The 24,833-nt window shown below is 54.8% G+C and carries 23 protein-coding genes; 11 read left to right on the plus strand and 12 right to left on the minus strand.

The genetic code is table 11. The features are described from left to right. Positions 1–14 precede the first annotated feature (14 nt). The gene (aceE, locus tag AC4IBF_RS17855) at positions 15–2,678 is read right to left on the minus strand and encodes a pyruvate dehydrogenase (acetyl-transferring), homodimeric type (protein ID WP_028015529.1); all 2,664 of its coding nucleotides are present in this window, start codon (positions 2,676–2,678) and stop codon (positions 15–17) included. 123 nt (positions 2,679–2,801) lie between these two features. Then, complete coding sequence (gene pdhR / locus AC4IBF_RS17860) at positions 2,802–3,566, minus strand: pyruvate dehydrogenase complex transcriptional repressor PdhR (RefSeq protein ID WP_008501960.1); 765 nt, start codon at positions 3,564–3,566, stop codon at positions 2,802–2,804. A 263-nt stretch (positions 3,567–3,829) separates the two neighbouring features. Here pdhR and AC4IBF_RS17865 point away from each other — a divergent pair, with 263 nt between their 5' ends. From AC4IBF_RS17865 to AC4IBF_RS17880, 4 genes are all read left to right on the plus strand, one after another. Next, entirely contained in the window at positions 3,830–4,057 is a 228-nt protein-coding gene (locus AC4IBF_RS17865; protein WP_128569279.1) for a hypothetical protein, read from the plus strand. Positions 4,058–4,103: 46 nt separating this feature from the next. Further along, positions 4,104–5,474 (plus strand): aromatic amino acid transporter AroP, encoded by a 1,371-nt coding sequence (aroP, locus tag AC4IBF_RS17870; RefSeq protein WP_133293790.1) that lies wholly within the window; start codon positions 4,104–4,106, stop codon positions 5,472–5,474. A 164-nt stretch (positions 5,475–5,638) separates the two neighbouring features. After that, positions 5,639–7,036: a glycoside-pentoside-hexuronide (GPH):cation symporter gene (locus AC4IBF_RS17875; protein ID WP_136195608.1), complete on the plus strand. Its 1,398-nt coding sequence runs from the start codon at positions 5,639–5,641 to the stop codon at positions 7,034–7,036. 10 nt (positions 7,037–7,046) lie between these two features. Next, the gene (locus tag AC4IBF_RS17880; RefSeq protein ID WP_143344652.1) at positions 7,047–7,997 is read left to right on the plus strand and encodes a glycoside hydrolase family 43 protein; all 951 of its coding nucleotides are present in this window, start codon (positions 7,047–7,049) and stop codon (positions 7,995–7,997) included. An 18-nt stretch (positions 7,998–8,015) separates the two neighbouring features. Here AC4IBF_RS17880 and ampE read toward each other — a convergent pair whose 3' ends face one another. Together ampE and ampD are read right to left on the minus strand one after the other, a co-directional pair. Further along, a complete protein-coding gene (gene ampE / locus AC4IBF_RS17885; protein WP_111964025.1) occupies positions 8,016–8,870 on the minus strand; it encodes a beta-lactamase regulator AmpE in 855 nt (284 codons plus the stop codon). A 9-nt stretch (positions 8,871–8,879) separates the two neighbouring features. Continuing rightward, positions 8,880–9,431, minus strand: coding sequence for a 1,6-anhydro-N-acetylmuramyl-L-alanine amidase AmpD (gene ampD / locus AC4IBF_RS17890; RefSeq protein WP_115876430.1), 552 nt, complete (start codon positions 9,429–9,431; stop codon positions 8,880–8,882). A gap of 87 nt (positions 9,432–9,518) precedes the next feature. On the opposite strand from ampD, the gene nadC reads away from it, so the two are divergent. The 4 genes from nadC to hofC all read left to right on the plus strand — a co-directional run bounded on the left by nadC (position 9,519) and on the right by hofC (position 13,591). Further along, the gene (gene nadC, locus AC4IBF_RS17895; protein ID WP_127729624.1) at positions 9,519–10,412 is read left to right on the plus strand and encodes a carboxylating nicotinate-nucleotide diphosphorylase; all 894 of its coding nucleotides are present in this window, start codon (positions 9,519–9,521) and stop codon (positions 10,410–10,412) included. Positions 10,413–10,586: 174 nt separating this feature from the next. Next, positions 10,587–11,024 carry a prepilin peptidase-dependent pilin gene (ppdD, locus tag AC4IBF_RS17900; RefSeq protein ID WP_111964028.1) on the plus strand — a complete coding sequence of 146 codons (438 nt, stop codon included), beginning with the start codon at positions 10,587–10,589 and terminating at the stop codon, positions 11,022–11,024. Positions 11,025–11,034: 10 nt separating this feature from the next. Further along, positions 11,035–12,417 (plus strand): type II secretion system protein GspE, encoded by a 1,383-nt coding sequence (gspE, locus tag AC4IBF_RS17905; RefSeq protein ID WP_252093403.1) that lies wholly within the window; start codon positions 11,035–11,037, stop codon positions 12,415–12,417. Continuing rightward, entirely contained in the window at positions 12,407–13,591 is a 1,185-nt protein-coding gene (gene hofC, locus AC4IBF_RS17910; RefSeq protein WP_115876433.1) for a protein transport protein HofC, read from the plus strand. The genes gspE and hofC overlap by 11 nt, the downstream gene beginning before the upstream one ends. 41 nt (positions 13,592–13,632) lie before the next feature. On the opposite strand, the gene AC4IBF_RS17915 is transcribed toward hofC, so the two are convergent. Beyond that, on the minus strand, positions 13,633–14,676 hold the full coding sequence (locus AC4IBF_RS17915; RefSeq protein WP_022647054.1) for a GMP reductase: 1,044 nt from the start codon (positions 14,674–14,676) through the stop codon (positions 13,633–13,635). A 228-nt stretch (positions 14,677–14,904) separates the two neighbouring features. On the opposite strand from AC4IBF_RS17915, the gene coaE reads away from it, so the two are divergent. The 3 genes from coaE to yacG are packed head-to-tail and all read left to right on the plus strand — an operon-like array spanning position 14,905 to position 16,472. Beyond that, the gene (gene coaE, locus AC4IBF_RS17920; protein ID WP_149367710.1) at positions 14,905–15,525 is read left to right on the plus strand and encodes a dephospho-CoA kinase; all 621 of its coding nucleotides are present in this window, start codon (positions 14,905–14,907) and stop codon (positions 15,523–15,525) included. Next, positions 15,525–16,268 (plus strand): cell division protein ZapD, encoded by a 744-nt coding sequence (zapD, locus tag AC4IBF_RS17925; protein ID WP_133293783.1) that lies wholly within the window; start codon positions 15,525–15,527, stop codon positions 16,266–16,268. The genes coaE and zapD overlap by 1 nt, the downstream gene beginning before the upstream one ends. A 9-nt stretch (positions 16,269–16,277) precedes the next feature. Continuing rightward, positions 16,278–16,472: a DNA gyrase inhibitor YacG gene (yacG, locus tag AC4IBF_RS17930; RefSeq protein ID WP_111964032.1), complete on the plus strand. Its 195-nt coding sequence runs from the start codon at positions 16,278–16,280 to the stop codon at positions 16,470–16,472. Positions 16,473–16,506: 34 nt separating this feature from the next. Here yacG and mutT read toward each other — a convergent pair whose 3' ends face one another. The 7 genes from mutT to ftsQ all read right to left on the minus strand — a co-directional run bounded on the left by mutT (position 16,507) and on the right by ftsQ (position 24,832). Next, the gene (gene mutT, locus AC4IBF_RS17935) at positions 16,507–16,899 is read right to left on the minus strand and encodes an 8-oxo-dGTP diphosphatase MutT (RefSeq protein ID WP_133293782.1); all 393 of its coding nucleotides are present in this window, start codon (positions 16,897–16,899) and stop codon (positions 16,507–16,509) included. Positions 16,900–16,956: 57 nt separating this feature from the next. Next, complete coding sequence (gene secA, locus AC4IBF_RS17940; protein ID WP_248227201.1) at positions 16,957–19,662, minus strand: preprotein translocase subunit SecA; 2,706 nt, start codon at positions 19,660–19,662, stop codon at positions 16,957–16,959. Between the two features lie 58 nt (positions 19,663–19,720). Beyond that, the gene (gene secM, locus AC4IBF_RS17945) at positions 19,721–20,224 is read right to left on the minus strand and encodes a secA translation cis-regulator SecM (protein WP_164850615.1); all 504 of its coding nucleotides are present in this window, start codon (positions 20,222–20,224) and stop codon (positions 19,721–19,723) included. A gap of 278 nt (positions 20,225–20,502) precedes the next feature. Then, entirely contained in the window at positions 20,503–21,420 is a 918-nt protein-coding gene (gene lpxC / locus AC4IBF_RS17950) for a UDP-3-O-acyl-N-acetylglucosamine deacetylase (RefSeq protein ID WP_010426966.1), read from the minus strand. A gap of 101 nt (positions 21,421–21,521) precedes the next feature. Next, the gene (gene ftsZ, locus AC4IBF_RS17955; RefSeq protein WP_008501978.1) at positions 21,522–22,673 is read right to left on the minus strand and encodes a cell division protein FtsZ; all 1,152 of its coding nucleotides are present in this window, start codon (positions 22,671–22,673) and stop codon (positions 21,522–21,524) included. 63 nt (positions 22,674–22,736) lie between these two features. Continuing rightward, positions 22,737–23,993: a cell division protein FtsA gene (gene ftsA, locus AC4IBF_RS17960; RefSeq protein ID WP_023334508.1), complete on the minus strand. Its 1,257-nt coding sequence runs from the start codon at positions 23,991–23,993 to the stop codon at positions 22,737–22,739. Further along, complete coding sequence (gene ftsQ, locus AC4IBF_RS17965; protein WP_133293781.1) at positions 23,990–24,832, minus strand: cell division protein FtsQ; 843 nt, start codon at positions 24,830–24,832, stop codon at positions 23,990–23,992. The genes ftsA and ftsQ overlap by 4 nt, the downstream gene beginning before the upstream one ends. Position 24,833 lies beyond the last annotated feature (1 nt).

Consider the following 24,833-nt stretch of genomic DNA (forward strand, 5'->3'; position numbering starts at 1 on the left):
TATTCTTTTACCTCTTACGCCAGACGCGGGTTAACTTTTTCTGCATCGATGTTGAATTTGGTGATTGCGTCTGCAACCACTTTCTTATCGATTTCGCCACGTTTAGCCAGTTCGCCCAGTGCTGCTACAACCACGTAAGAAGCATCAACTTCGAAGTGGTGACGCAGGTTTTCGCGGCTGTCAGAACGACCGAAGCCGTCAGTACCCAGTACGCGATAATCATCAGCTGGAACGTAAGTACGAACCTGCTCAGCGAACAGTTTCATGTAGTCAGTAGACGCCACCGCTGGCGCGTCGTTCATCACCTGAGCGATGTAAGGAACGCGTGGGGTTTCCATTGGGTGCAGCATGTTCCAGCGTTCACAATCCTGGCCATCACGCGCCAGTTCAGTGAAGGAGGTAACAGAGTACACATCGGAACCGACACCGTAGTCTTTCGCCAGGATCTGCGCTGCTTCACGAACGTGACGCAGGATAGAACCGGAGCCCAGCAGCTGAACTTTACCTTTGCTACCTTCGATGGTTTCGAGTTTGTAGATACCTTTACGGATACCTTCCTCGGCACCTGCTGGCATTGCCGGCATGTGGTAGTTTTCGTTCAGGGTGGTGATGTAGTAGTAAATGTTCTCCTGCGCTTCACCGTACATACGCTGCAGACCGTCATGCATGATGACCGCCACTTCGTACGCGTAAGACGGGTCGTAAGAGATACAGTTAGGGATAGTCAGAGACTGAATGTGGCTGTGACCATCTTCGTGCTGCAGACCTTCACCGTTCAGGGTCGTACGACCGGAAGTACCACCGATCAGGAAGCCGCGAGCCTGCTGGTCGCCTGCCTGCCAGCACAGGTCACCGATACGCTGGAACCCGAACATGGAGTAGTAAATGTAGAACGGGATCATCGGCAGGTTGTTGGTGCTGTAAGAGGTCGCAGCAGCCAGCCAGGATGCGCCTGCGCCCAGCTCGTTGATACCTTCCTGCAGGATCTGACCTTTCTCGTCTTCTTTGTAGTATGCAACCTGCTCACGGTCCTGCGGGGTGTACTGCTGGCCGTTCGGGCTGTAGATACCGATCTGACGGAACAGACCTTCCATACCGAAAGTACGCGCTTCGTCGGCGATGATTGGCACCAGGCGATCTTTGATCGACTTGTTCTTCAGCATCACGTTCAGGGCACGAACGAAAGCGATAGTGGTAGAGATCTCTTTGTTCTGCTCTTCCAGCAGCTGAGAGAAGTCTTCCAGCGCTGGCAGTTCCAGCTTCTCGGTGAAGTTTGGCTGACGAGCTGGCAGGTAGCCTTTCAGCGCCTGACGACGTTCGTGCAGGTACTTGTGCTCTTCAGAACCTTCCGGGAAGGTGATGTAAGACAGGTTTTCTACCTGCTCATCGGTGACTGGAACGTTGAAACGGTCGCGGATATAACGCACGCCGTCCATGTTCATTTTCTTAACCTGGTGAGCGATGTTTTTACCTTCTGCGGTATCACCCATGCCGTAACCTTTGATGGTGTGGGCCAGGATTACAGTCGCTTTACCTTTGGTTTCACGCGCTTTTTTCAGTGCAGCGTAGATTTTCTTCGGATCGTGGCCACCGCGGTTCAGGGCCCAGATCTGCTCATCAGTCCAGTCTGCAACCAGGGCTGCGGTTTCTGGATATTTGCCGAAGAAGTGCTCACGCACGTAGGCACCGTCTTTGGATTTGAAGGTCTGGTAGTCACCGTCAACGGTTTCGTTCATCAGCTGGATCAGTTTACCGCTGGTGTCTTTACGCAGCAGTTCGTCCCAACGGGAACCCCACATCACTTTGATCACGTTCCAGCCAGCACCTGCGAAGATGCCTTCCAGTTCGTTGATGATCTTGCCGTTACCGGTTACCGGACCGTCCAGACGCTGCAGGTTACAGTTGATGATGAAGCACAGGTTGTCCAGCTTTTCACGGGTTGCGATGGTGATCGCACCTTTGGATTCTGGCTCATCCATTTCGCCGTCGCCCAGGAATGCGTATACGGTCTGCTCAGAGGTGTCTTTCAGACCACGGTGTTCCAGATACTTCAGGAATTTCGCCTGGTAGATCGCACCGATTGGGCCCAGACCCATAGATACGGTTGGGAACTGCCAGAATTCAGGCATCAGTTTAGGGTGCGGGTAAGAAGACAGACCTTTACCGTGAACTTCCTGACGGAAGTTGTTCATCTGCTCTTCCGTCAGACGACCTTCCAGGAATGCACGTGCGTAGATGCCCGGAGAGATGTGGCCCTGGAAGTACACCAGATCGCCGCCGTCTTTCTCGTTCGCTGCACGGAAGAAGTGGTTGAAGCACACTTCGTAAACGGTCGCAGAAGACTGGAAGGACGCCATGTGGCCACCCAGTTCCAGGTCTTTCTTGGATGCGCGCAGAACGGTCATAATGGCGTTCCAGCGGATTGCAGAACGGATACGACGTTCCAGATCCAGATTGCCCGGGTATTCCGGTTCGTCTTCGACGGCAATCGTGTTTACGTAGTTGCTAGCCCCTGCACCTGAAGCAACCTTCACGCCGCCTTTGCGGGCTTCAGAAAGCAGCTGATCAATCAGATACTGAGCGCGCTCAACACCTTCTTCACGGATGACCGATTCGATCGCCTGTAGCCAGTCGCGAGTTTCGATCGGATCCACGTCATTTTGGAGACGTTCTGACATGGGGGTATTCCTTATCTATCTAATACGTTGATTTGTCTGGAACCTGTCCCATTGTGCTCTTGGGCAAGAACACAATAAGACAGGTTCTGCGTTTAGTTGCCGCGCTCTAAAAGTACCTGGCGCTTAATCCTTTCGTTGCTGTATGCGGCGTAATGAACGCTCGCGACGCGATTGTTCACGGCTGCGGTCCAGCAAGATTTCCTCAATGAAAGCCAGATGGCGGTGCGACGCTTCGCGCGCCTGCTCCGGTTCCCCGGCCATTATCGCCTCGAATACTCGGGTGCGATGGTTGCTTACCAGTGGGAGCATGTCCCGACGGGCATACAACAATTCAAAATTTTGACGAACGTTCTGGGCCAGCATCGGCTCCATGCAGCGTAGCAGATGGAGGAGCACCACGTTGTGGGCCGCTTCGGTGACGGCGATTTGATACTGGACGACGGCGCTGGACTCGGCGTCTAAATCGCCGGACTGCTGTGCCCGTTCAATGGCCTGATGCAGTTCACGGATACGCACGCGATCTTCATCAGTGCTGCGAAGGGCGGCGTAATAGGCCGCAATACCTTCCAGCGCGTGACGGGTCTCAAGCAGATCAAACTGGGATTCTGGGTGGTCAGAGAGAAGTTCTACCAGCGGATCGCTGAAGCTCTGCCACAGGCTGTTTTGCACAAAGGTTCCGCCGCCCTGGCGACGAAGCAGCAAGCCCTTTGCTTCGAGACGTTGAATCGCCTCACGCAGAGAAGGACGTGAAACGTCGAACTGTTTTGCCAGCTCGCGTTCTGGCGGAAGTTTCTCACCCGGGCGCAGAGTCCCTTCGAGGATTAAAAACTCCAGCTGCTGCTCAATCACATCAGATAGTTTTGGTTGGCGAATTTTGCTGTAGGCCATATTCCCTGTCTTACGCCTTTTTGCCCGGAGTCAATTGGTCTTACCAATTTCTATTTCGTATCGCTAAAGTAACAAAGTATTCACCTTCTGTCCATATTGGTTTTGATTGAAATCAGTAAACCCTGCACATTTTAACAACCTTACAGAAATAACGTTTCAGAAATGTAACTTTGCACAAATGAGTTGATTACCCCCAAAGAGGGAGTTTTAACCATAATGAAACGAGGGTTTTTGCAATCTGAAGCGATTCAACAAAGCAAATAATGAAAATTCGCCCACTTAAGGCGCATTTCTATTCTATAGGTTGGGTGAGGAACAACGAGCGGGCCGATTTACAAATGCTTTCTTTTTATTCAAGTCGTCATCACCCCTTCATAAAGCAGGTGCATTCGCAGGCACTTACCACTATTCTGGCGCTTACGGAAGTCACCTCCGCTTTTTTCGGTCTCGTTAACCGTAAAGAAATAAATACAGAATATGGATTTTCATAATTACACACGCTCAGCGTGAACATAACAACCACACACGAGGTTTCAAATGGAAGCTCAACAGCACGGCGATCAGCTAAAGCGCGGGCTTAAAAACCGCCATATTCAGCTCATCGCACTGGGCGGTGCGATTGGTACCGGCCTGTTTCTGGGCAGCGCATCCGTTATCCAGTCTGCCGGTCCGGGCATTATTTTGGGTTACGCGATTGCGGGTTTCATTGCTTTTCTGATCATGCGCCAGCTGGGCGAAATGGTCGTGGAAGAGCCGGTCGCAGGCTCCTTCAGCCACTTTGCCTATAAGTACTGGGGCAGCTTTGCCGGTTTCGCCTCGGGCTGGAACTACTGGGTGCTGTACGTTCTGGTTGCCATGGCCGAACTGACCGCCGTCGGGAAATACATTCAGTTCTGGTATCCCGAAATCCCAACCTGGGCTTCTGCTGCAGCCTTCTTCGTCATTATCAACGCCATTAACCTGACCAACGTTAAAGTGTTCGGGGAGATGGAGTTCTGGTTTGCCATCATCAAGGTCATTGCCGTGGTGGCGATGATTATCTTCGGCGGCTGGCTGCTGTTCAGCGGCAACGGCGGCCCGCAGGCCACGGTGCGCAACCTCTGGGAACAGGGTGGCTTCCTGCCTCACGGCATGACCGGCCTGGTGATGATGATGGCCATTATCATGTTCTCCTTCGGCGGTCTGGAACTCGTGGGTATCACCGCCGCTGAAGCCGACAACCCGGAGGAAAGCATTCCGAAAGCCACTAACCAGGTTATCTACCGCATTCTGATCTTCTATGTGGGCTCATTGGCCGTGCTGCTCTCCCTGCTGCCGTGGACGCGCGTCACCGCCGACACTAGCCCGTTTGTGCTGATCTTCCACGAGCTGGGCGACACCTTTGTCGCCAACGCCCTGAACATCGTGGTGCTGACCGCCGCGCTCTCCGTTTACAACAGCTGCGTATACTGCAACAGCCGCATGCTGTTCGGCCTGGCCCAGCAGGGTAACGCGCCAAAAGCGCTGCTCAACGTCGATAAGCGCGGCGTGCCGGTAAACACGATTCTTGTTTCGGCGGTCGTGACCGCGCTGTGTGTGCTCATTAACTACATGGCACCGGAATCGGCGTTTGGCCTGCTGATGGCGCTGGTGGTCTCTGCCCTGGTCATCAACTGGGCGATGATCAGCCTGGCGCACATGAAGTTCCGCCGCGCAAAACAGCAGCAGGGCGTCACCACGCGCTTCCCTGCCCTGCTCTATCCGCTGGGTAACTGGATCTGCCTGCTGTTTATGGCAGCCGTGCTGGTGATTATGCTGATCACCCCGGGTATGGCGATTTCCGTCTACCTGATCCCGGTCTGGATTGCGATCCTGGGCGTGGGCTATCTGTTCAGTCAGAAAAGCCGTAAAGCCATGAAGGCACACTAAACCTCTCTTCGCGGCACCTGCTTTTACGGGTGCCGCGCGTTGTTACCTCCTTCACACTTTCACGTCCACAGCGCATTTATCCATATCACCGCCCTGATACTGCAACGCATATATTCCTTTGCCAGCAAATAATTCTCTCCATACCGTAAACCGGAGAGCTGTCGATGGATAACAACAAACTGTCAGTAAAAGAAAAGATCGGCTATGGGATGGGCGACGCGGGATGCAACATCATCTTTGGCGCCATCATGCTGTTTGTTAACTATTTTTATACGGATATTTTTGGCCTCGCCCCTGCGCTGGTCGGCGTGCTGCTGCTTTCCGTGCGCGTGATTGACGCCGTAACGGACCCGATCATGGGCGCGATTGCTGACCGTACCCGCAGCAAATATGGCCGGTTTCGTCCATGGCTGCTGTGGATCGCCTTCCCCTACGCGCTGTTCAGCATCCTGATGTTCACCACGCCTGAGTGGAGCTATAACAGCAAAGTTATCTATGCGTTTGTCACCTATTTCCTGCTGTCGCTTACCTACACCGCCATCAACATCCCCTATTGCTCGCTGGGCGGGGTGATCACCAACGATCCAAAAGAACGTGTGGCCTGCCAGTCCTATCGCTTCGTGCTGGTCGGCATCGCCACGCTGCTGCTCTCATTAACGCTGCTGCCGATGGCCGACTGGTTTGGCGGGGACAACAAAGCCAAAGGCTACCAGATGGCGATGACCGTTCTGGCGCTGATTGGCACATGCATGTTCCTGTTCTGCTTCGCCACCGTGCGCGAGCGCGTGCGTCCGGCGGTGCAGACCAATGACCAGCTGAAAAATGACCTGAAAGACGTGTGGAAAAACGACCAGTGGGTGCGCATTCTGCTGCTGACGCTCTGCAACGTCTGCCCGGGCTTTATCCGCATGGCGGCCACCATGTATTACGTGACCTGGGTGATGGGTCAGAGCACTCATTTCGCCACGCTGTTTATCAGCCTGGGCGTCGCCGGCATGATGCTCGGCAGCGTGCTGGCAAAAGTGCTGACCGACCGCTGGTGCAAACTAAAGGTCTTCTTCTGGACCAATATCGTGCTGGCGATTTTCTCCTGCGCCTTTTATTTCTTCGACCCGAAAGCCACCGTCACCATCGTGGTGCTCTACTTCCTGCTGAACATCCTGCACCAGATCCCGTCTCCGCTGCACTGGTCGCTGATGGCCGACGTGGACGACTACGGCGAGTGGAAGACCGGGAAACGCATCACCGGGATCAGCTTCTCCGGCAACATCTTCTTCCTGAAGCTGGGGCTGGCGATTGCCGGGGCGATGGTCGGCTTCCTGCTCTCCTGGTACGGTTATGATGCGGGAGCAAAAGCGCAGAGCGCGGACGCCATTAACGGGATCGTGCTGCTCTTTACCGTCATTCCCGGCATTGGATACTTAATTACCGCGGGTGTAGTACGACTGCTGAAGGTGGATCGTGAAACCATGAAGCAGATCCAGTCCGATCTGGAAAAACGCCGCAACAACTATCAAGAGCTGAACGATTATCAGGAACTGAAAGCTGCTGAGACTAAATAAGGAAATCCGAATGCAAACCTGGCCAAACCCGTTTATCGAACAACGCGCCGATCCGTACATTTTACATCACGAGGGGCAGTACTATTTTATCGCCTCCGTGCCGGAGTACGACAGGCTGGCGATCCGCCGCGCAGCGTCGCTGGAAGGCTTACGTCATGCCGAAGAAGTGGTGGTCTGGCGTAAACCCGAGACCGGACCAATGAGCCAGCTGATTTGGGCGCCGGAACTGCACCACATTGACGGGAAGTGGTACATCTATTTAGCTGCGGCGCACACCCAGGCGCTCGACGCGCTCGGGATGTTCCAGCACCGCATGTTTGCCATTGAATGTGCCGACAGCGATCCGCTTACCGGCACGTGGGTGGAAAAAGGGCAGATCAAAACGCCTTTCGATACCTTCGCACTGGACGCCACCACCTTTTTGCATCAGGGGAAACGCTGGTATCTGTGGGCGCAAAAAGCGCCGGATATCACCGGGAACTCCAACCTTTATCTGTGTGAAATGGCGAACCCGTGGACGCTAAAAGGCGAGCCGGTGATGCTCAGCAAGCCGGAATACGACTGGGAGTGTCGCGGGTTTTGGGTCAACGAAGGCCCGGCGGTACTGGTTCACGGCGATAAGCTGTTTATCAGCTATTCCGCCAGCGCTACCGACGAGAACTACTGCATGGGGCTGCTGTGGATAGACCTGAACGCGGATCCGCAAAACCCACTGAACTGGCAAAAATCTCCGCATCCCGTATTCGTGACCAGCTACGAAAATCGCCAGTACGGCCCGGGACACAACAGCTTTACGCAAACGCCGGAAGGGGAAGATGTGCTGGTGTATCACGCGCGGAACTACACCGAAATTGAGGGCGATCCGCTGTACGATCCAAACCGCCATACCCGCCTGAAGCGCGTCCGCTGGGACGAAAACGGGATGCCTGATTTCGGCATCCCGCCTGCGGACACGCTTTAATCGTTACGCCGCGCTGGCTTACACCAGCGTGCCGTAGATAGTCAGCAGCGCCACGATAACCACCACCACAAACGACGTTTTCTTCGCCATGGAGACAGCGGCTTTCGGCGTTTCAATCTTGTCGGTATGCGGCTCGCGTGCCAGCGAGAACTGCGCCAGACGCGTTAGCACCTGATACTGCGACGTATGGCGATCGGCAAGCGAGGCAAACCACGCGGGCAACGCTTTTTCACCGTGACCAATTAACGCGTAAACCACGCCCACCAGACGCACCGGGAGCCAGTCAAGCACGTGCAGGATGGCATCGATGCCGGACAGCAGGCGTTCATGCGGCGTCAGATAGCGGGCAAGCCAGGTCTGCCAGGCGCGCAGGAACGCATACCCCATCAGCAGTACCGGCCCCCACGGGCCGCCCACTACGAACCAGAACAGCGGCGCCAGGTAGTAACGGAAGTTAATCCACAGCAGCGCGTTTTGCAGCTCGCGCAGAAACTCGCGCTCGTCGCAGTCAGGCGGCACGCCGTGGATCATGGTTAGTTCGCTCGCCATGGCACTGCGCGCATGGGCATCATCACGGGAGGCGGCTTTCAGGTAGGCGTGATAGTGCAAACGCACCTTGCCCGCACCAATGCACAGCACGCCGAGCAGGATCCACACCACCAGCAGCGGCACGTTGAAAAAGAGTCCATACAGCGAGCGCAGCAGCAGGAACGTAATAACCATCACCCCTGCCATCATCAGCAGCGTGCGCAACATGGAAAAATGCTTAATCCGGCGGAAAAGCACCTCCAGCCGGTGATCCAGATGCCAGTGCTCGCCGAGCTTGAACAGGCGTTCAGCGATGATGACCAGCAGCATGGTAAACAACGTCATGGTATCTCCTTATTCTGACGACGCGGTGAGCATGGCGCGAAAGCGGGGCCAGTCGAATGCCGGGCCGGGATCGGTTTTTCTCGCCGGGGCAATATCGCAGTGCCCGGTAATATTGTCGGCGATTGCCGGGTAAAGTCCGATAAGCGTGCGGGTCACAGCCGCTAGCTGTTGATACTGTGAATCGGTGTAGGGCGTGGTATCCGTGCCTTCCAGTTCGATCCCGATAGAAAAATCATTGCACCGCTCGCGCCCGTGATACACCGACACCCCGGCATGCCAGGCGCGCTTATCAAAAGGAACATACTGAACCACTTCACCATCGCGACGAATCAGGCAGTGAGCCGATACGCGCAGATGTGCAATTTCAGCAAAGAAGGGATGAGCATCGGGATCAATCGTTCCCGTGAATAACGCATCAATCCACGGGCCGCCAAATTCACCCGGCGGGAGACTAATATTATGAACCACCAGCAGTGTGGGCTTTTCATCCTCCGGGCGGCAATCGTGGTGCGGCGAGGGCACACGCCGCGCATCCACCAGCCATCCGTTTTCTAACAACATGCTGGAACTCCTTCTGTATGGTGCAATGACTCGGTTCAGAGTAGCATGTTTCAATATTATGATTCGTTACCAATTTGGAGTTTTATCATGCCGCCTCGCCGCTACAACCCCGACCACCGACGTGAAGCGCTTCTGGAACGTATTAATATGGATATTCCGGCAAGCGTCTCCCATGCTTTGAAAGAAGATCTGGGCGGTGATGTTAATGCCGAAAAGGATATTACCGCACAATTGTTGCCGAAAGAGACGCGCTCCCACGCGGTCATTATCACCCGCGAAGAGGGTGTTTTTTGCGGCAAGCGCTGGGTTGAAGAGGTCTTTACTCAACTGGCGGGTGATGATGTGCAGATTATCTGGCACGTTGAAGACGGCGATGCGATTACGGCAAACCAGCCGCTGTTTGAACTGGACGGTCCTTCCCGCGTCTTGCTGACTGGCGAACGTACCGCGCTCAACTTTGTACAAACGCTCTCTGGTGTCTCCAGTGAAGTGCGTCGCTACGTTGACCTGCTGGCAGGCACCCGCACCCAGCTGCTGGATACCCGCAAAACGCTGCCGGGCCTGCGCACGGCGCTGAAGTATGCGGTGCTGTGCGGCGGTGGCGCAAACCATCGTCTGGGCCTGTCCGACGCCTTCCTTATTAAAGAAAACCATATTATTGCCTCTGGCTCCGTGCGTCAGGCAGTGGAGAAGGCCTTCTGGCTGCATCCGGACGTGCCGGTTGAAGTGGAAGTGGAAAACCTGGACGAGCTGGAGCAGGCGATTAAGGCCGGGGCCGATATCATCATGCTCGATAACTTCGAAACCGAGCAGATGCGCGAGGCGGTAAAATTGACTAACGGCCGGGCCCAGCTTGAAGTGTCCGGGAACGTCACCTTCGAAACGATCCGTGAATTCGCCGAAACCGGCGTGGATTACATCTCCGTCGGCGCGCTGACCAAACACGTTCGCGCCCTCGACCTCTCAATGCGCTTCAAATAATACATTCTCCCCTCTCCGCCCGGAGAGGGGAATTTCAGCCCCGCTCGCATATCCGCTGTTCTTCCCTGCAACGCGGCATAAATTCTCTGAATGTGCTTTCCCGTTCACTTTTTTGCCCCTCGTATCTGCCCTTTCGCGCTGACAGAGTAGCGCCACTAAACGTAAGGAGCAGATATGAACAGACAACACGGATTCACTCTCATTGAGCTGATGGTGGTCATCGGCATTATCGCGATTCTGAGCGCCATCGGCGTACCAGCCTATCAGAACTACCTGCGCAAAGCGGCGCTGACCGATATGCTGCAAACCTTCGTTCCTTACCGCACGGCCATTGAGCTTTGCGCACTTGATCACGGAGGCGTGGAGAGCTGCGATGCCGGCAGCAACGGTATCCCTTCCCCCACCACGACACGCTACGTTTCAGGAATGAGCGTGGCAAAAGGGACCGTGACCTTAACAGGACAGGAGAGTCTTAACGGGCTGACGGTAACCATGACGCCACGGTGGAACGACGGCAACGGTATGACGGGCTGGACGCGCGACTGTAAGATCGGTGCTGATAGCGCCCTGAAACAGGCCTGCGAAGACGTTTTCCGCTTCGACAACAACTGAGGAGCGGATAATGAATACCGAGCAACTCGTGGCGCTTTGTCTGCGCCACCGCGCGCTGCTGCTCACCAGCGACAGTGACATGGTCAGCATTGCCGTCGTGGGAAGCCCCGCGGCTGAACTCATGGAGGCGCTGCGCTTCGCGACCCAGAAACGAATTGATATTGAGTGCTGGAGCGCTGAGCGCATGGAAAAACACCGGCAGCTAACGTCCCAATCACATCTGCCCGGCATTACGCAAACATACTCAACAGTTGATGTCCTCAACCACACGCTGCAGCAGGCAATCAACCGACGCGCCTCTGATATTCATATCGAACCGATGGAGCACGCGTGCCAGATTCGTTTACGTATCGACGGCGTACTTTGCCCTCAGCCTCCCCTTGCCGCTGAACTGGCAAGCCTGTTCAGCGCACGTTTAAAGGTGCTGGGTAACCTGGATATTGCAGAACGTCGTTTGCCCCAGGACGGTCAGTTTACGATTGAGCTGGCAAACGAGCCGGTCTCATTTCGGATCGCGACGCTTCCATGCAGCGGTGGTGAGAAAATTGTGCTGCGTCTCTTGCATCAGGTTCAGCAGGCCCTTGAGCCTGAAGCGCTTGGTATGAGTGCTGAACAACTGGCCCGTTTCAACGAGGTGCTCCACCAGCCGCAGGGGCTGATTCTGGTCACCGGCCCTACCGGCAGCGGCAAAACCGTGACGCTGTACAGCGCGCTGCAGGCGCGTAACACCCCTGACGTCAACATATGCAGCGTGGAGGATCCCATTGAGATCCCCCTTGCGGGTTTAAACCAGACGCAGATTAATCCCCGGGCGGGTTTAACATTCCAGAGCGTGTTAAGGGCGCTGCTACGTCAGGATCCCGACATCATTATGGTCGGCGAAATCCGTGACGGTGAAACGGCAGAAATTGCCATTAATGCCGCCCAGACCGGTCATCTGGTACTGTCAACGCTGCACACCAACTCGACGACAGAAACCCTGATTCGACTGGAGCAGATGGGCGTCGCGCGCTGGATGATATCTTCCGCGCTGTCGATGGTGATTGCCCAGCGACTGGTCCGGCGCCTGTGCCCACATTGTCGTCGGGAAGCCAGCGAGCATGCTGAATTACCGCGCGCCGTATGGTCCAGACCACTTCCTCGCTGGCAGTCCACCGGCTGCGATCGCTGTTATCACGGTTTTTATGGCCGCGTGGCTATTTTTGAAGTACTTGCGGTCGACAATGCGCTGCGACAGGCCATTGCCAGCGGAGCGGGAACAGAATTGATAGAAGCGAGCGCCCGGCAGGCGGGAATGATTTCTCTTTTCGAGCACGGTTGCATGGCCGTCGAACAAGGGCTGACCACGCTCGAAGAACTGGTGCGCGTGCTGGGAATGCCAAATGGCGGCTAATCAACTCTGGCGCTGGCGAGCGCTCACCAAAGAAGGTGAACTCCGAAGCGGGACACTCTGGGCCACAGACCGCAATGCCGCCTTCACCCGGCTAGTGCGGAGCGATCTCCATCCTTTGACGCTGACCCGATGCGCTCAGCAACACCGCTGGCGGCCACATCACTGCTACGAGATGTTTCGCCAGCTTGCAACGCTTCTGCAGGCCGGGCTGACGTTGTCCCACAGCCTGCAGATGCTGGCAGAGCAACATCCGTTAAAACCGTGGCAGGCACTGCTGCAAAGTATTGCCGATGAGCTCGGTGAGGGAGCCCCCTTTTCTGAGTCGCTAAAAAAGTGGCCAGCCGTTTTTAGCCCACTGCATGTCTCGATGGTGAAAACCGGTGAGCTCACAGGGAAACTGGAGGAGTGTTGTCGCCAGCTCGCGCAGCAGCAAAAAGCGCAGCAGGAGCTCAGAGCAAAGGTAAAAAAAGCCCTGCGCTATCCGGCGATTGTCCTGACGCTGGCCGTGCTCGTGGTGCTGGCGATGGTTGTCTTGGTCTTGCCCGAGTTTGCCGCGATCTATAAAACGTTTAACGCTCCGCTTCCCCTGCTGACACAGATGGTCATGGGGATGGCCGCCTTTATCCAGTCCTATGCCCTCGCGTTGTTCGCCGCGTTATTAGCGCCCTTGGCCACTGCCTGGGCTCTGCGGCAGAACCCTCGCTGGCAGCGCATGCTGATGTATACGCCCGTGATGGGCGCGCTGGCAAAAGGACAAAAACTGGGGCACATCTTTACCGTGCTGTCACTCACGCAGCAGTCCGGAATCCCCTTTCTACAGGGCCTGGAGAGTGCAGAGGAGACCGTTGAAAGTCGGTACTGGCAGGGAATACTCCGTGGCGTTCGGGAGGACATTGAAAAAGGTCTCCCCGTCTGGTCATCCTTTAATAAAGCGGGCATCTTTACCCCGCTGTGTATTCAGCTTTTACGAACCGGCGAAATATCAGGTGCGCTGGATATCATGCTGGCAAACCTCGCCCGGCATCACACGGAACAGACCTTTCAACGAGCAGATAGCCTGGCGGCCCTTCTGGAACCGGTGCTTCTGATTGTGACAGGGGTCATCATCGGCACGCTGGTGGTGGCAATGTACCTACCGATTTTCCATCTGGGGGATGCGTTGAGTGCGGGATAGTACAGCAGGGCTGGCGCACGGGCATGCGCCAGCGAAAGCCATTACAGGCTATTGAATACGCGGTTTTCTTGTTCCTGAACGCGAATAAACGTCGTACGCTTTGTCAGCTCTTTCAGACGGGATGCTCCAACGTAGGTGCAGGCAGAGCGCAGGCCGCCGAGGATATCGCGTGCGGTGTTTTCAACCGGGCCGCGCAGAGGCAGCTTCACGGTTTTGCCTTCTGCCGCACGGTATTTTGCCACACCACCGACGTGACGGGTCATCGCAGACTCAGAGCTCATGCCGTAGAACAGCATGAATTTCTCGCCGTTCTCTTCAACTACGGTACCACCGCTCTCTTCGTGACCTGCCAGCATACCGCCGAGCATCACGAAGTCCGCACCGCCGCCGAAAGCCTTTGCGACATCACCCGGCATGGTGCAACCGCCGTCGCTGATGATCTGTCCGCCCAGCCCGTGCGCCGCATCGGCACATTCAATGACGGCGGAGAGCTGCGGATAACCGACGCCGGTTTTGACGCGTGTCGTGCATACAGAGCCCGGACCAATGCCCACCTTCACGATATCGGCACCGGAGAGGATCAGCTCTTCACACATTTCACCGGTCACCACGTTGCCCGCGATGATGGTTTTCGTCGGCCAGGCCTCACGCGCCTTGCTGACGAACTGCACGAAGTGCTCGGAGTAACCGTTCGCCACGTCAATACAAACGAAGTTGAGCGCCGGGTTAGCGTTCAGGATCTGTTTGGTCTTCTCGAAATCCGCATCGGAGGTGCCGGTAGAAACCATCACATGCTTCACTACGTCAGCAGATGCGGACGCGACAAACGCATTCCACTCTTCAGGGCTGTAATGTTTGTGCACGGCGGTGAGAATATCAAACTGTGCCAGGGCGGTTGCCATCTCAAAGGTTCCCACAGTATCCATGTTGGCAGCGATGATCGGCACGCCAGACCAGGTCTGACCGGAATGCTTAAAGGTGAATTGACGTTCGAGTTCAACGTCTGAGCGACTTTTCAGTGTAGAGCGTTTAGGGCGGATAAGAACGTCTTTGAAACCTAACTTCAGATCTTCTTCGATACGCATGTGCGGATTCCTGGGGTTAGAGGCAAATATGTTAAAAGCACAACTCCAGTGACGCTATCATACGCACTAATACCTGCTCCGCAAGACTGCGAAATTCTCTTTTTTTACGCTACAATCCTATAAATTTACCTGGTCAAAAGCCGGTAAACAGGGCTAAACAGTTGCTGGCGCATCTGAGAGTTTTAATCCACTGATTTTAATAATGAATAATTCCCAGGATTTGATTTAATGGGGTATATCGTCGCATTAACCGGCGGCATCGGTAGTGGCAAAAGTACCGTTGCGGACGCGTTTTCTCGTTTGGGTATCACGATTATTGATGCCGATATCATTGCCCGCCAGGTGGTAGAGCCCAATACACCCGCGCTAAAGGCCATAGCAGAACATTTTGGTCAGGCAATCATCAATGCCGACGGCACACTGAATCGCCGTCAGCTTCGCGAATGGATTTTTTCTGATTCTGCGGAAAAAGCCTGGCTTAATGCCCTGCTCCACCCCATCATCCACCAGGAAACTCAGCGTCAGATAGCCGCAGCCCGCTCGCCCTATGTCCTGTGGGTGGTTCCGCTACTGGTGGAAAATCAGCTGCATCAGAAAGCCGATCGGGTGCTGGTGATTGATGTTGAACCCGAAACGCAAATCCAGAGAACCATGACGCGCGATCGCGTTTCGCGGGAGCATGCTGAACAAATTCTTGCCGCTCAGGCTACGCGCGCTCAGCGTCTTGCCGTGGCGGATGATGTTATTGATAATAACGGCGCACCAGATGCCATTGCATCGGATGTTGCCCGTCTGCACGCGCAGTATCTGACGTTCGCCGCGCAGGCCGTTGCACAGGAAAAACCATAATGTCGACACACGTCCTTTTTGAGCATCCGCTCAATGAAAAAATGCGCACCTGGCTGCGTATCGAATTTCTTATTCAACAACTTTCACAACATCTGCCGGTTAACGATCATGCCACCGCATTGCACTTCTTCCGCAACGTAGGCGATCTGCTGGATGTGATTGAACGCGGTGATGTCCGCACAGAATTACTCAAAGAGCTGGAGCGCCAGCAGCGTAAATTGCAGGCATGGACAGAGGTCCCCGGCGTAGATCAGAGCCGTATCGACGCGCTCCGCCAGCAGTTGAAAAGCAGTAGCGCCGTCCTGATGGCCGCGCCGCGCGTCGGACAGTTTTTGCGTGAAGACCGCCTGATTGGCCTGGTGCGCCAGCGTCTGAGCATCCCTGGCGGCTGCTGCAGCTTCGACCTGCCGACGCTGCATATGTGGCTACATATGCCACAGGCGCAGCGTGACGTACAAGTGAACAGCTGGCTGGCAAGCCTGGAGCCAATGCACCAGACGCTGTCGCTGATCCTCGACCTGATACGTAACTCTGCGCCGTTCCGCAAGCAAACCAGCCTGAATGGTTTCTACCAGGATAACGGTGATGATGCCGATCTTCTGCGCCTGAATTTATCGCTTGGCGAGCAGCTTTACCCGCAGATTTCCGGGCATAAGAGCCGTTTTGCGATTCGCTTTATGCCGCTGGACAGTGAAAATGGCACCGTGCCGGAACGTCTCGATTTTGAACTGGCCTGTTGTTAAGGAGTGCCGATGTCTGATGTCACCACCGTAAGCTGCCCGACCTGCGGCAAAACCGTTGTATGGGGCGAAGTGAGTCCGTTCCGCCCATTCTGTAGCAAGCGCTGCCAGCTCATTGATCTGGGCGAATGGGCGGCGGAAGAGAAACGCATTCCAAGTGAAGGCGGTCTCTCGGACAGCGACGACTGGAGTGAAACCCAGCAGTAATCTGTAAAGCCTGCTGGCGCTTCGCTCAGCAGGCCTACGGTTGTGCGACTAACCGCAGGATCACGGGCTCATTGGCTGGCGGGAATTTTTCGGCATCACATGCCTGAAGCTCTACCCAGTTACCCGGCTGTCCCTCTTTTCCCCAGGGGTCACCTTCCCAGTTTTCCACCAGCCAGAACCACAGCGTGATGTGCCTGTCCGGAAACTGGTACTCAAGCTTATCAAACAGCGTTGCGCCAAGCGGAGTGATCCCCACCTCTTCCTGAAGCTCCCGAACCAGCGCCTCTTCCGGCGTTTCACCTGACTCGATTTTACCGCCTGGAAACTCCCACTTGTTCGCCATATGGGCGTCGGCAGCGCGCTGGGTGATGAAGATTTGGTTTTGCGGGTTGCGAATAATCCCGACGGCAATTTGCAGTATTTTCATAGTGTCGCTTCCATAAAAAAGGCGCAGAAATCTGCGCCTTTTTGTTTTTTTATGAACTTAGCTCAGACGGCCGTGGCACGCCTTGTACTTTTTACCGGAACCACACGGGCACGGATCGTTACGACCCACTTTACGATCGCCGGTCTGCGCGGCGATCGCCGCTGCAGCTTCGCTGTCATCGGTCTGGTGGCTCAGCTGTTGCATTTGTGCCAGACGCTCGGCTTCTTCACGACGCTGCTGCTCCATCGCTTCTACCTCTTCCGGCATACGCACCTGAACCTTGCTCAGGGTGCTGATCACTTCATACTTCAGCGACTCCAGCATAGACGCAAACATGGAGAAGGATTCACGCTTGTATTCCTGCTTCGGATCTTTCTGCGCATAGCCACGCAGGTGGATACCCTGACGCAGGTAGTCCATAGCCGCCAGGTGCTCTTTCCACAGGGAGTCCAGGGTCTGCAGCATCACGCCTTTTTCGAAGTGACGCATCATCTCAGCGCCAACAACCTCTTCCTTACGCTTGTATACGTCCAGCGCGGTTTCAAAGATACGTTCACGCAGGGTCTCTTCGTGCAGCTCAGGCTCTTTATCCAGCCACTCTTTGATTGGCAGATCGAGGTCAAAGTCGTTTTTCAGGCGTTCCTGAAGGCCTTCGATATCCCACATTTCTTCCAGAGACTGCGGTGGAATATGCGCGTCGATGGTGGCTTTAAACACATCTTCACGAATGCTGTTAATGGTTTCGCTCACGTCGGAGACGTCCAGCAGTTCGTTACGCTGGGTGTAGATCGCACGACGCTGATCGTTAGCCACGTCATCATATTCCAGCAGCTGCTTACGAATATCAAAGTTGCGGCTTTCCACTTTACGCTGTGCGTTCGCGATCGCTTTGGTCACCCACGGGTGCTCAATGGCTTCGCCAGGTTTCATCCCCAGCTTACGCATCATGCCGGACACGCGGTCGGAGGCAAAAATACGCATCAGTGCATCTTCCATAGACAGGTAGAAGCGGGATGAACCGGCATCACCCTGACGACCCGCACGACCACGCAGCTGGTTATCAATACGACGCGATTCGTGACGCTCCGTACCGATGATGTGCAGACCGCCGGAAGCCAGAACGGCGTCATGACGAACCTGCCAGTCGGCTTTGATCTGCGCAATCTGTTCTGGCGTTGGGTTTTCCAGCTCAGCCACTTCAGCCTGCCAGCTACCGCCCAGCATAATATCGGTACCACGACCCGCCATGTTGGTGGCGATGGTGACGGCAGCCGGATAACCAGCCTGCGCAACAATGTCTGCCTCTTTAGCGTGGAACTTGGCGTTCAGAACGTTGTGCTTGATGCCTGCTTTGGTCAGCTCGTTGGAAACCACTTCGGATTTCTCGATGGAGATGGTCCCCACCAGAACCGGCTGACCATTCGCAGTACGGTCACGAATATCTTCGATGATCGCCTGAATTTTTTCCGCTTCGGTCATGTACACCAGGTCTGGCATATCCTTACGGATCATCGGACGGTTGGTTGGAACAACCACGGTATCCAGCTTGTAGATGGAGCTGAATTCAAACGCTTCAGTATCAGCAGTACCGGTCATGCCCGCCAGCTTCTCGTACAGACGGAAGTAGTTCTGGAAGGTGATAGACGCCAGCGTCTGGTTTTCATTCTGAATATCCACGCCTTCTTTGGCTTCCACAGCCTGGTGAAGACCGTCAGACCAGCGACGTCCCTGCATGGTACGGCCGGTGTGTTCATCGACGATGATCACCTCGCCGTCTTTAACGATGTAATCGACGTCGCGGGTGAACAGCGCGTGGGCACGCAGCGCGGCGGTCACGTGGTGCATCAGCATGATGTTGCTCGGGGAGTACAGAGACTCGCCCTCTTCCATAATGCCTTCAGCGACCAGCAGCTCTTCAATTTTCACCAGACCGCGTTCGGTCAGGTTCACCTGGCGCGCTTTTTCATCAACGGAGAAGTGGCCTTCACCCTGGAAGGTATCCGAGTCTTCTTTTTCCTGACGCAGCAGGTGTGGAATGATTTTGTCGACCTTACGGTACATCTCGGAGCTGTCTTCAGCCGGGCCGGAGATGATAAGCGGAGTACGCGCTTCATCGATCAGGATGGAGTCCACCTCATCCACCAGCGCATAGTGCAGCTTACGCTGGACGCGCTCTTCAGGGCTGAACGCCATGTTGTCACGCAGGTAGTCGAAGCCGTATTCGTTATTGGTACCGTAGGTAATATCCGCGTTATACGCTTCACGCTTGGCTGGCGCAGGCAGGCCGGACATGTTGATGCCAACAGTCATACCGAGGAATTCGAAAAGTGGACGGTTGTTTTCGGCGTCACGCTGCGCCAGATAGTCGTTGACGGTAACGACGTGAACGCCTTTACCGGTCAGCGCGTTCAGGTAAGCCGGCAGCGTTGCGGTCAGGGTTTTACCTTCACCGGTACGCATTTCCGCGATGCAGCGCTCGTTGAGCACCATACCGCCCAGCAGCTGAACGTCGAAGTGACGCATGCCGAATACGCGCTTACTCGCTTCGCGCACGACAGCAAACGCTTCCGGGATCAGGCTTTCTAAGGTTTCACCTTTTTCCAGACGCGCACGAAATTCCGCCGTTTTCGCTTTAAGCTCGTCATCAGAGAGCTTCTCCATCGCCGGTTCCATACCGTTGATGACGGCAACTGCTTTACGCATACGGCGCAGGGTGCGATCGTTACGACTACCAAAAACTTTAGTTAACAATTTGATTAGCATAATAAATTCTCAAACGCCCCATTGTGGGCAGATAAATTAAGGTATTGAAAAAGTTAATTTAGCTGAGGCGTTGCGGCCCGGCGCGAATGCCGTGAGCCTGGCTAATCCAGGTTGAAACAGAGAATGAAACAGGTGAAACAAACTCACGTTGCGTCGACTGACGAACTATGACCGGCGGCTGGCTGTCCTGCGTGAGCAGCGCGTTGAGCGTGTCCAGCAGGGCAAGATGCTGAGCCTGCACCGGCAGCGCCTCTTCCGCAACAGGCATGGCTTGCGGTGCCATCGCAAAAGACAGATGGCGGATAACCGTGCGGATAGCGTGCTGGTGCCAGTAATCGACGGTGAAGTTTGGACGGCGGCTGGCTTCAAGCCACGCAAGGTTAGTGAAGTTAACCCGCGTGTTGAAATCGTGTTTAGTCGTGGAGGTTTTTGCGGGCGTCGCCGCTTCGGCACTGTTGCTGAGCGCAGGCAAGCCAAAGCTCGCCGCGACCATCCCTAATAAGAGATGCGGCCAGAAGTAACGTCTGCCAAATTGTCGCCAGCGCGTCAGTATTCCGCTCACCTGCTCCACCCAATAAGCCAGCCTTGCAGAGGCTGAGTTCAGTTATTCTTTTTAGCGCCCAGATAGTACCACTAAAGCCAATATACATCAGCAGGAATGAGGTGCCGCCGCGGGGAAAAACGGTCAAGAATGCAGCTAACGCACACATTTTCTGCGTAAGACAAACGAGAGATAACGCTGGGGCAAACTAAGAAGGGTAAAAATAAAAACGACTGGTCTTCCTGGTCGGAGAGAGTACCAGGTTAACCAGTCGATTTTTTACGAAACGGCGTGAACCGTTACGCCAGAACCATGTTTGGCGCTTTGAAAGCCAGCGGCAGTTCTGCTTCGTCTTCGAAGGTCACATATTCCCAGGCTTCCTGTTTTGCCAGGACGGCCTGCAACAGTTTGTTGTTCAGCGCATGACCGGATTTGAACGCGGTAAATGCACCAATGATATTGTGACCACACATAAACAGGTCGCCGATAGCGTCCAGCATTTTGTGACGAACGAATTCATCTTCGAAACGCAGGCCGTCTTCGTTCAGTACGCGATAATCGTCAACAACGATGGCACAATCGAAGCTGCCGCCCAGGCACAGGCCGCGGGACTGCAGATATTCGATATCACGCATGAAGCCAAACGTACGGGCTCGGCTGATCTGGCGCATAAACGCATCGGCAGAGAAGTTCATCGCATAGCGTTGGGTGCTGGAGTCAATCGCCGGATGGTTAAAGTCGATGGTAAAGTCCAACGAGAAACCATTGTACGGCTTGAATTCAGCCCATTTGTCGCCATCTTCGACGCGAACGGTCTCTTTGATGCGAACAAATTTCTTCGCGCAGTTCAGTTCTTCGATGCCAGCATCCAGCAACAGATAGACGAACGGTGCAGCACTGCCATCCATAATCGGGATTTCTGGCGCATCGACTTCAACAATAATGTTGTCAATACCCAGTCCCGCCAGGGCGGCGTTCAGGTGCTCAACGGTAGAAATCCGCACGTCATGCTCGTTCACCAGACAAGTACAGAGCATAGTATCACGCACAGATTTGGCATCGGCCGGAAAATCTACCGGTGGATTCAAGTCGGTGCGACGATAGATGACCCCGGTATTGGCCGGCGCAGGGCGTAACGTCAGCGTGACTTTCTTGCCGGTATGTAAACCGACACCCGTCGCCTGAACGATACGTTTAAGTGTCCTTTGTTTGATCATCGTATAATCTCGCCAAATTAACTATCCAACCGAGAGTGTATATCACTAACGGTGGGCCAGTTTAGCACAAAGAGCGCAAATCCCCAAATTCCAGCCAATTCTTAGTCAGCTTGCTTACGCAGGAACGCCGGGATATCCAGATAATCTGGCTCTTTCGCCGTTTGCGGCGTTGGGTCGTTCACCACTTTCGCGGCCGGTTTCTGCTCCTGAGTCAGAGGAGACATACCGTGCTGCTGGTAACGATCCATTACCGGTTGCTGAGTCTGCTTGTTAGTCACTAAGGTGATCTCAGGACGTTTGTCCATGCCGATACCGGTAGCAACAACGGTAACACGCAGCTCGTCGTTCATTTCAGGGTCAAGAGAAGTACCGATTACCACGGTAGCGTTGTCAGAGGCGAACGCACGGATAGTGTTACCCACGGTTTCGAACTCATCCAGACGCAGGTCAAAGCCAGCGGTAATGTTGACCAGCACGCCGCGCGCACCAGACAGATCGATATCTTCCAGCAGTGGAGAAGAGATGGCCATTTCAGCCGCTTCTTCTGCACGATCTTCACCGCTCGCCACGCCAGAGCCCATCATCGCGTAGCCCATTTCGGACATCACGGTGCGAACGTCTGCAAAGTCAACGTTCATCAGGCCAGGACGGGTAATCAGTTCAGCGATACCCTGGACCGCGCCTTTCAGCACGTCGTTTGCTGCGCCGAAGGCGTCCAGCAGGGAGATACCGCGCCCCAGAACCTTCAACAGCTTGTCGTTAGGGATGGTGATCAGCGAGTCCACATGCTTGGACAGCTCGGTGATACCCTGCTCCGCGAACGCCATACGCTTCTTGCCTTCAAAGTTGAAAGGCTTGGTCACGACAGCAACGGTCAGGATACCTAAATCTTTAGCTACTTCAGCTACAACAGGTGCTGCGCCGGTACCCGTACCGCCACCCATACCTGCTGCGATGAAGACCATGTCCGCACCTTCCAGTGCAGCGCGCAGCGCTTCACGATCTTCTTCAGCCGCATTGCGACCAACTTCCGGGTTAGCCCCTGCTCCCAGCCCTTTGGTGATACCACCGCCGATCTGGATAGTCTGGCCTACAGCCGTCTTACGCAGTGCCTGCGCATCGGTGTTAACTGCGAAGAATTCAACACCTTCAATGCGTTCACGCACCATATGCTCTACGGCGTTACCGCCGCCGCCACCGACGCCGATGACTTTAATCACCGCGTCGTTGGTCAGTTCCATAGGTTCAAACATAATTTCTCTCTCCGTTGTGCCTGTCGCCCGAGACCGCTAATTCTCTCCGGTCTCTTAAAAAAATTAAAACTCTTTTCGCAACCAGTTGTTCAGTCGTTTGACCCACGACCCCACTGAGACGCGTTTTTCCACTTCTGCTTCACCACTGAGATGAGATTCCTTCCCGTAGTGAAGCAGGCCCACAGCCGTTGAATAATACGGCTCCTGAGCATAATCCGTTAAACCGGTGATATTCAGCGGCGCACCAATACGCACCTGCGTATGGAACACGCGCTGAGCACAGGCCGCAAGACCTTCAATTTGCGCTGCACCGCCGGTTAATACAATCCCCGCCGCAAGATGATGCTTAACACCCTGCTGACGAAGCTGTTCCTGTAACTGTAAAATCTCTTCGTTGACCAGGTTGAGCAGCTCGGTATAGCGCGGCTCAATCACCTCTGCCAACGTCTGGCGCTGCAGGCTACGCGGTGGACGACCACCGACGCTCGGCACTTCAACGCTCTCATCTTTGCCAACGATAGACCCCAGCGCACAGCCGTGGCGCACTTTAATTGCTTCTGCATCGCTCGGCGGCGTACCAAAAGCGTAAGCAATATCGCTGGTCACAACGTTCCCGGCATAAGGGATCACTTTAGTGTGGCGCAACGCACCGCCGGTATAGACGGCGATATCCATTGTACCACCACCAATATCGACCACACAGACACCCAGTTCACGTTCATCTTCGGTCAGCACGGAATAACTTGCCGCCAGACCCGCGAAAATAAGTTGGTCAACTTTCAGGCCACAACGTTCAACGGCTTTTACAATGTTCTTCGCCATATCGTTGTGACATGTGATCAGGTGCACTTTTGCCTGCATACGTACGCCAGAAAGACCGACCGGGTTCTTGATCCCTTCCTGGTAGTCAATCGCATATTCCTGCGGAATGACATGCAGCACGCGATGTTCGTCGCGGACACGCACGGATTTCGCCGTGTGCACTACGTTTTCAACGTCTTCCTGCGTCACTTCTTCTTCGGAAATCGGCACCATACCAATTTCGTTCTGGCAGCTAATGTGCTTACCAGAAAGGGCCAGATAGACAGAAGAAATCTGGCAATCTGCCATCAGTTCAGCCTGATCGATGGCGCGCTGAACGCATTTCACCACCGATTCAAGATCGTTTACCCCACCTTTATCCATACCACGGGAAGGGCAACTGCCTACGCCAATGATATTGACCATACCGTCGGGCAGAACTTCCCCTACTAAAGCGGCAACCTTCGCGGTGCCAATCTCCAGTCCAACTACCAGTTTTCTGTCCGTCGCCTTGATCATTGTTGTTCTGCCTGTACCTGTGCCTGATTCTGTTGCTGATTAGGTTCCTCGACCGGAGCCGGTACCCAACCGACTGCTGCGCCTGAGTCATAGCGCAAATCAACGTAGCTTATCCGTTTGCCGTCAGTCTGTGCCTGCTGCTGTAAAACCGGGTAAAGTTCGACAAAACGCGCCAGACGCTTCATGGTGTCCCCGCGTCCCAGGTTGAGCTTAATGCCGTTCGTTAACGTCAGCTGCCAGGAACGGCGCGCCGTCATGGCAGCATCTTTTAACGTAAACCTGTCCTTCGCCAGCACCTGACCCATTTCGCGAAAACCCTGTAACACTTCGTTTTCGCTGCCTTCAGGGCCATACAACATCGGTAAATTTTGCTTGTTGACACGATCGGCCGGGACGCTGAAGGAATTTCCGTCTGCGTCAACCATGTGCTGATCATTCCAACGCGCAATGGGCACAAATTCAACCAGATGAATCTTCAATTCATCAGGCCATTGCTTTCTTACGCTCGCCTGTTTTATCCATGGCAGACGTTCAATCTGACTCTGGATAATATTGACGTCCTGAGTCATGAAAGTGCCAGGCGAGCCCAGCGCCAGTATTGACTGGCGAATATCGTCGTTACGCGTATAGTGACGCTCACCGGTGACCACCAGCTTAGAGAGCGGCAACCGCTGCGCATCTTCCATCCAGCCCAGGACCATCCAGCCGCTGATAAACACGGTGCACAGCACCCCGAGCAGGAAAATGATGCCTGCAAGACGCGTTCCATTACTGCGGCGTGAAGAAGTGTATTCGTCCTCGTCATCGCGGTTGCGCGTGTTCAATGCAGCCTGAGACATA

Source organism: Enterobacter sp. Taxon_8 (assembly GCF_058354585.1).

Coding starts and splice junctions, on each gene's coding strand:
- aceE (WP_028015529.1), bottom strand. CDS start 2,678: ATGTCAGAACGTCTCCAAAATGACGTGGATCCGATCGAAACTCGCGAC.
- pdhR (WP_008501960.1), bottom strand. CDS start 3,566: ATGGCCTACAGCAAAATTCGCCAACCAAAACTATCTGATGTGATTGAG.
- AC4IBF_RS17865 (WP_128569279.1), top strand. CDS start 3,830: ATGAAAATTCGCCCACTTAAGGCGCATTTCTATTCTATAGGTTGGGTG.
- aroP (WP_133293790.1), top strand. CDS start 4,104: ATGGAAGCTCAACAGCACGGCGATCAGCTAAAGCGCGGGCTTAAAAAC.
- AC4IBF_RS17875 (WP_136195608.1), top strand. CDS start 5,639: ATGGATAACAACAAACTGTCAGTAAAAGAAAAGATCGGCTATGGGATG.
- AC4IBF_RS17880 (WP_143344652.1), top strand. CDS start 7,047: ATGCAAACCTGGCCAAACCCGTTTATCGAACAACGCGCCGATCCGTAC.
- ampE (WP_111964025.1), bottom strand. CDS start 8,870: ATGACGTTGTTTACCATGCTGCTGGTCATCATCGCTGAACGCCTGTTC.
- ampD (WP_115876430.1), bottom strand. CDS start 9,431: ATGTTGTTAGAAAACGGATGGCTGGTGGATGCGCGGCGTGTGCCCTCG.
- nadC (WP_127729624.1), top strand. CDS start 9,519: ATGCCGCCTCGCCGCTACAACCCCGACCACCGACGTGAAGCGCTTCTG.
- ppdD (WP_111964028.1), top strand. CDS start 10,587: ATGAACAGACAACACGGATTCACTCTCATTGAGCTGATGGTGGTCATC.
- gspE (WP_252093403.1), top strand. CDS start 11,035: ATGAATACCGAGCAACTCGTGGCGCTTTGTCTGCGCCACCGCGCGCTG.
- hofC (WP_115876433.1), top strand. CDS start 12,407: ATGGCGGCTAATCAACTCTGGCGCTGGCGAGCGCTCACCAAAGAAGGT.
- AC4IBF_RS17915 (WP_022647054.1), bottom strand. CDS start 14,676: ATGCGTATCGAAGAAGATCTGAAGTTAGGTTTCAAAGACGTTCTTATC.
- coaE (WP_149367710.1), top strand. CDS start 14,905: ATGGGGTATATCGTCGCATTAACCGGCGGCATCGGTAGTGGCAAAAGT.
- zapD (WP_133293783.1), top strand. CDS start 15,525: ATGTCGACACACGTCCTTTTTGAGCATCCGCTCAATGAAAAAATGCGC.
- yacG (WP_111964032.1), top strand. CDS start 16,278: ATGTCTGATGTCACCACCGTAAGCTGCCCGACCTGCGGCAAAACCGTT.
- mutT (WP_133293782.1), bottom strand. CDS start 16,899: ATGAAAATACTGCAAATTGCCGTCGGGATTATTCGCAACCCGCAAAAC.
- secA (WP_248227201.1), bottom strand. CDS start 19,662: ATGCTAATCAAATTGTTAACTAAAGTTTTTGGTAGTCGTAACGATCGC.
- lpxC (WP_010426966.1), bottom strand. CDS start 21,420: ATGATCAAACAAAGGACACTTAAACGTATCGTTCAGGCGACGGGTGTC.
- ftsZ (WP_008501978.1), bottom strand. CDS start 22,673: ATGTTTGAACCTATGGAACTGACCAACGACGCGGTGATTAAAGTCATC.
- ftsA (WP_023334508.1), bottom strand. CDS start 23,993: ATGATCAAGGCGACGGACAGAAAACTGGTAGTTGGACTGGAGATTGGC.
- ftsQ (WP_133293781.1), bottom strand. CDS start 24,832: ATGTCTCAGGCTGCATTGAACACGCGCAACCGCGATGACGAGGACGAA.